We start from the raw sequence: 5873 nt of genomic DNA, 5'->3' as shown, positions 1-5873 counted from the left end.
TGGGCATGTTCCGATTCTCCTTGCTGAGACTCGGAACGAAACCCAGGGCGCTTCAGCTGCACAGGGCACATCGGAGACGGGCCCAAGGAGATGTACGGATGCGGACAATGAATACGATCATGGCCACCATGCCAAGGGAGGCACGCCATGTGCGGACGCTACGTTCTCGACGTCGATCTGGGCACCCGGAATGGTGAGTACTCGACGATCTGCCCGGCATCCTAACGGCGCGCTGTTGGAGTGTCCTACACTTTTCAGGTGGATGGGCGCAGGCCCTTGGAGTAAACGAGCGTTTCGCCGTCCTGGCAAATGAGCTTGAACCCGCTTTTCTCATACAGCCGACGCGCACCGGTCTGGCGAGTGGTGGTATCAAGTTGGATCTGCTCGCAACCGTCCATAACCGCACGCTCTGTCACCCCCTCGAGAAGGCGGCGACCCCAGCCAAGACCGCGAAGCGACGGCCGTAGATACATCCGTTTGAGCGTCACGGCTCCAGTGCGAGGCTCAGTGAGGGCTGCACTGCCGACCACCGAGCTTCCCCACTTGACCAGCAAGATGAACGGATAGTGCGACTCCGGATCGTCGAGGTCAGCATCCAGCTGAGCGTTGTACTTGAACCCGAACTCAGCATGAACATCTTCGACCAGGCGAGCGAAACTCTCCTGATCCTCCGCCTGATAGATGGTGAGGCTCAACTCTGACATGCCCACATCTTGGCAGCACGATCATCGGGACGAGCGCGAACGACGTCAACGATGTGGCCCGCGGGAGGTAGACATGCCCTGCGACCTCATGATCGAGACCCGCACGGCACGGTCCGAGGATTAATGCTCGGCCGAACGATGCCCGTCCCTGGCAGACTGCGGGACTGCTGCCCGGGTGTGAGGGGCGCTTATCAGTAGAGGTCGCCGACCATTCACGGGTATGTCAGGGTTAGCGAGTGACGACGGGCAATGAGGACATGTGGCGTGATCGTGAGCTTGACCGGGGTCGCCCGCCCGCGGACGAAGTCGTCTCTTTGATCTGTAGTCGGCACGGCTTCGACCCGAGGTCTACGCGTCTGCTGAACCAGACAGGACTGGTCAACTGGGTTTACGGGATCAGCGACGTTGCGGTCCTGCGGATCCCCGTTCAGGGTCACCAGGACGCGGAGGCCGATGCTTACACCGAGTCGGTCGCGGTCCCTGCCGTGGTCGCAGCCGGCATCGCGACACCGGAGTTGCTGGTGTTCGACGATTCTCGCGACCTGATCGACTCGCCCTACACGATCTACCGGATGGCCCCTGGTTCTGATCTGGGCGGAATGAGTCTTGATGCCCCAAGCGCTCCTCGCGTGTTCCGGTCGGTGGGCCAGGAGCTGGCTCGGCTCCATCTCGGGGTCACGTCGGTGCCGGATCCTATGGAGCGACTTGATCGACCTGGCCGGTGGGTCACCGCTGATTTCGCTCAGGTTCTGCAGGACAAGGGGTTCGTCGACGAGGGCGGCGTCAGGGTTCTTGCTGGTCTGTGGGAGCGGTTAGCGCCGGCAGTGGAAGGTGCCGACCGGTTCCGTCGGTTCTTGCACCAGGACGTGAAGACCACCAACCTGATGAGCGCCGACGGCGCGTTCACCGCGATCATCGACTGGGGCGATGCCGGGTGGGGTGACCCAGCATTGGAGTTCCGGTATCTGCCGATGAGGGCCGCCGACTGGGCGCTGTCGGGGTATCGCGACGTCGCAGCCCTGGACGGTGACAGTTCCGCAGAGGGAAGGATCTTGTGGGATCAGCTGTGGTGCGCGGTCTCCCAGCTGGACTATCGCCCGACACCTCGTCCCAGGGGAAGCAATCGAGATCGTCCAGGCGCCCGACTCATCGACCTGATCGGTTTCCTGAGCACCAGCGCTGGGCGGAACTGGCTCGACCGCGCGGGAATCTGACGATCGCACCCACCCCGCGAGGCGGGCAGAGTTCGGAGCTCGCAGCGAGATGCGCTGACCGATTGAGACCGCCGTCAGTTGGGGCGCGTGAGCAGGGCGTGCGCCTTTGGTGAGGCCGTCTCACGTATGTTCAACGCGTAGACGCCGAGACCGTGAGGAGGCGGGTGATGCCCTTTGACGACGAGGTCACCGATGACGGCGTGCAGGTGCACAAATACCGTGCTTGTTGGGAGGCTGAGGGGGCTGCACTCGCGCATGCGTTGAGCGCACTCGTTCCCACAGCTGCAGCAGTCGAGCACATAGGGTCCACGTCAATCCCTGGCATGGCGGCCAAGGACTGCCTGGACATGATGATCCTTGTGCATGATCTAGGAAGCAGCGGTGCTGCGCAGACCCTCGCCAGCGCCGGGTACCGCCGACGTCCGGAGCCGTGGAACAACGTGGAGGAGGCTTACGGGCGGGACTGGCCGAAGATGGTCTTTGCACCACCGGTTGGTGATCGGGCCGTGAACATCCACGTGAGAGTCACGCCGAGCGGCACCGAACGACTATCCCTGTTGTTCCGCGACCACCTCCGTGCACGACCTGACCGTGCGAACGAGTGGGCGCTGTTCAAGATGAAGGCAGCTGAAAGTGCGACCGACCTGGCCGCCTACGGGCAGATCAAGGCGCCCGCGTGGCGACTGTTGATGCAGCTTGCGGAGGCATGGGCAACAGAAGCAGGTTGGGCACCGCGAAGCTACTCCGGCGGCGCTCGATAAACGCACGCCGCAAATGGTCGGCTTCGACGCATTGGCCAGCCGGATCACCGCCGTACTGGACCTCATTCCGCGCTCGATCGAGAAAATAGGGATGCGGGCCGGGTGGGGCTCCTTCAGACTGGCGACCATGGTCGATATCACTGCTGAACTCGTGCGCGCCTTGGTCGCCGAGCAGTTCCCCGAGTGGCGCGACCTTCATGTACGTCCCGTAGCCCGCCAGGGCTGGGACAACCGGACGTTCCGGCTCGGCGACGAGCTGGTCGTGCGGCTGCCTAGCGCCGAGGGCTACGTCGCCGCCGTGGCAAAGGAGGACCGCTGCCTTCCCAGTCTGGCCGGACATCTTCCGTTCGCGGTGCCAGCGCCGGTCGCTACCGGCCGGCCAGCGGCGGCCTACCCGTTCCCGTGGTCGTTGCGGCACTGGCTACCTGGCGTGACCGTCGAGGACGCGACCGGTATCGACCGAACCCGGCTAGCGCGTGATCTCGGCGTCTTCCTCACCGCTCTGCGCCGGGCCCCAGTCGGTCCGGGCCCGGCCTCCGGGGCCCATTCCGCTTTCCGTGGGTGCCATCCCAGCGTGTACGGCTACGAGGTCGAGCAGGCCCTAGAGCGGGTTGGCAGCGCCGTGGACGCCGCCTCCTGCCGACACATCTGGGCTGAGGCGGTGCGCTCCGCCTGGCCCGGCACCCCTACGTGGGTCCACGGCGACGTCGCCGCAGGGAACCTGCTCACCACCGACGGCAAGCTGTCTGCGGTCATCGACTTCGGAGGCTGCGCCGTGGGCGACCCGGCGTGCGACCTCGTCATGGCCTGGACGTACTTCAGCGCCGAGGACCGCACAGCCTTCCGCGAGGCTGTCGGTCTGTCGGCCGACACCTGGCGGCGGGCCCGCGGCTGGGCACTGTGGAAGGCGCTGGTGACCATGGCCGAGCTTTCGAGCCCCGACTCGGAGGGCATGCAGAGCCGCGTCCTCGCCCAGGTCCTTGCCGACCCCGTAACGGGCTGACCCGCTCAAGCTCCCGTGCCCGTATCGCAGACGGTCCATAGCGGCTCGGAGGCCCAGGCCCTCTGCCGCGTGAGCCGCTCAGATCGCCGCGACCTCCTCGGCGCGGCCGGACTCCGCGCTCGCATACGCGGCCAGGATGATGCCGAGGACGTCGATGCCCTCCTGCACGCCGTGCAGCGGGCGGCGGCCCTCCTGAATGCAGTCCACGAAGTCGGCGATCTCCGCGGCGAAGGGGTCGCTCAACCGGGTCGAGTACACCTGCTCGGCCTCATGCTCCCGCAGGGAGACGCGCAGCGTGTTCCCGTCGGAGGTCAGCGACCCCTTCTCCCCCATGACGGCGAAGCGTTCCGCCCCCGGCACCCGCGGGTACGCCCAGGAGGTCGCGATCTGACCCACGGCTCCGCTGTCGAACCGCACCAGCACCTGGGCGGAGTCCTCGCCCTCCATGAAGCGCAGGCGGTGCGTGGACATCATCGAGAAGACGGAGCTGGGCCGGGCACCTGCCAGGTGCATCATCAGGTACGTGGGGTGGTAACCGGTGTCGATGAACTCCCCGCCGCCCGAGGTGGCGGCGTGGGCGCGCCATCCCATGGTGGAGGGATCGAAGTCGTTGTAGAAGGCGTCGGTGGTGCGCACTTCGTAGACGGTGCCCAGTGCCCCGGAGTCCACGAGCTCCTTGGCCCGGGCCACGGCCGGCAGGAACAGCTTGTTGTGCGCGCACATGAAGGTCACCCCGGCGGCCTGGACCTCCGCGCGCACCGCGACGGCCTCCTCGGCGGTCAGGCACAGCGGCTTCTCGCACAGGATGTGCCGGCCGGCCTGCGCGGCCGCGACGATCGCGGCGCGGTGCAGGTGATGGGGCAGGCAGATGTCGACCGCATCGATGTCGGCGTCGCCCAGCAGGTCGTGGAAGTCGGCGTAGCCCGTCGCCCCGGTCTGCTCCATGCGGCGGGAGAGGGTCTCGGGGTCGGCGTCGGCGATCGCGGTGACCTGCACGCGGTCGCGGTGGGCGGCGTAGCCGCGCAGGTGGGCGTCGGCGATGTTGCCGCCGCCGATCAGGCCGACGCGCAAGGGTGCGTTCGTGGTGGTCATGTCGGGTCTCCTCGGGGGGTGGGGCTCAGCGGGCGGAGTCGTTCGCGGCGACGACCAGGGAGGTCAGAGCGCGGGCGCGGGCGAGGTTGTCGGTGGTGCGTTCGCGCCGCCGGATCGCTTCGGCCCACTGCTGCAGGGGCGCGGGTCCGTTGTCGGGGATCTCGATCTCTGACCAGCCGTCGGCGGTGCGCAGGCGCAGGCGAGGGGCGCCGCCGGGGTCGGTGCCGTAGAGGACGGATCCCTCGGTGCCGTGCACCTCGAAGCTCAGCGGGCCCGACGGGGTGACGAACCCGGTCTCGATGACGCCGATCGCCCCGCCGGCGGTGGTGACGGTGACGACGGCGCTGTCCTCCACGGCTCGCCCGGTGACGTGCGCGTACGCCGCATGGACGCTCTCGAACTCGTCCCCCAGGATCACCTGGGTGAGGCAGGCGGGGTGCGCTCCCAGATCGGTGAAGGCGCCGCCGAGCGCCTCCTGCGGGTCGTAGAACCACTCCGGCAGCTGGTCGGTGAGGCCACCTCCGTGGGCCAGGCGCACGCGGGAGGTCACCACTGTGCCGAGCGCACCGGAATCCAGCAGGTCCCGCAGCGCCGCGACGCAGCCCAGGGCGAGCCGCGGCAGGGAGACGGTGAGGACCCGGTCGTGCTGGTCGGCGAGAGCGATCAGCGCGTCGCAGCCTGCCACGGTGGGCGAGAGCAGCTTCTCGGTGAACACGTGCCTGCCCGCGGACAGCGCCGCGGCGATCACCTCGTCGTGGTCGCGGGTCGCCGTGGTGACCACGACGCCGTCCAGGTCCGATCTCCCCAGCAGATGGTCCCGGGAGGCGACGAACTCGATGCCCAGCTGCTCGGCGAGCTGCCGGCCGCGTGCGCTGTCCTCGTCCCAGATCCCGATCACCTCGACCTCCGGATGCGCGCGGAGGGCGCGACCGTAGTCCCGGGCGTGGACGTGCCACGCCCCGAGAACGGCGATTCGCAGGGAGTGGGACATGGGCAGTTCCTCCTGAAGCTTCACAGCGCGTTCCGTGTTCGCCGCTGAGATGCTAGCCTCGGGCTTTCATCGTTGAGGTGTCCGAGGGGTGGGTCGTGATGGGTGAAG

General features: G+C 67.3%; 6 protein-coding genes. 3 read left to right on the top strand and 3 right to left on the bottom strand.

The window, feature by feature from the left end:
* Positions 1 to 254: 254 nt before the first annotated feature.
* Positions 255 to 704 (bottom strand): GNAT family N-acetyltransferase, encoded by a 450-nt coding sequence (locus INT51_RS21800; protein WP_193107490.1) that lies wholly within the window; start codon positions 702 to 704, stop codon positions 255 to 257.
* Positions 705 to 940: 236 nt separating this feature from the next.
* Between INT51_RS21800 and INT51_RS21795 the strand changes: the two genes are divergently transcribed.
* The 3 genes from INT51_RS21795 to INT51_RS21785 all read left to right on the top strand — a co-directional run bounded on the left by INT51_RS21795 (position 941) and on the right by INT51_RS21785 (position 3682).
* The gene (locus INT51_RS21795) at positions 941 to 1918 is read left to right on the top strand and encodes a phosphotransferase family protein (RefSeq protein WP_193107489.1); all 978 of its coding nucleotides are present in this window, start codon (positions 941 to 943) and stop codon (positions 1916 to 1918) included.
* A 167-nt stretch (positions 1919 to 2085) separates the two neighbouring features.
* Entirely contained in the window at positions 2086 to 2679 is a 594-nt protein-coding gene (locus tag INT51_RS21790; protein WP_193107488.1) for a GrpB family protein, read from the top strand.
* Between the two features lie 127 nt (positions 2680 to 2806).
* Positions 2807 to 3682 carry an aminoglycoside phosphotransferase family protein gene (locus INT51_RS21785; RefSeq protein WP_193107487.1) on the top strand — a complete coding sequence of 292 codons (876 nt, stop codon included), beginning with the start codon at positions 2807 to 2809 and terminating at the stop codon, positions 3680 to 3682.
* Between the two features lie 78 nt (positions 3683 to 3760).
* Here the strand turns inward: INT51_RS21785 and INT51_RS21780 are convergent, their stop codons facing one another.
* The gene (locus INT51_RS21780) at positions 3761 to 4774 is read right to left on the bottom strand and encodes a Gfo/Idh/MocA family protein (protein ID WP_193107486.1); all 1014 of its coding nucleotides are present in this window, start codon (positions 4772 to 4774) and stop codon (positions 3761 to 3763) included.
* Between the two features lie 25 nt (positions 4775 to 4799).
* Positions 4800 to 5765, bottom strand: coding sequence for a Gfo/Idh/MocA family protein (locus INT51_RS21775; protein ID WP_193107485.1), 966 nt, complete (start codon positions 5763 to 5765; stop codon positions 4800 to 4802).
* Between the last annotated feature and the right edge of the window lie 108 nt (positions 5766 to 5873).

The sequence above is a fragment of the Brachybacterium sp. FME24 genome (assembly GCF_014897705.1).
Lineage (GTDB): Bacteria > Actinomycetota > Actinomycetes > Actinomycetales > Dermabacteraceae > Brachybacterium.
The sequence above is the reverse complement of the archived record's forward strand: the minus strand, read 5'-3'. Positions and strand labels throughout refer to the sequence as shown.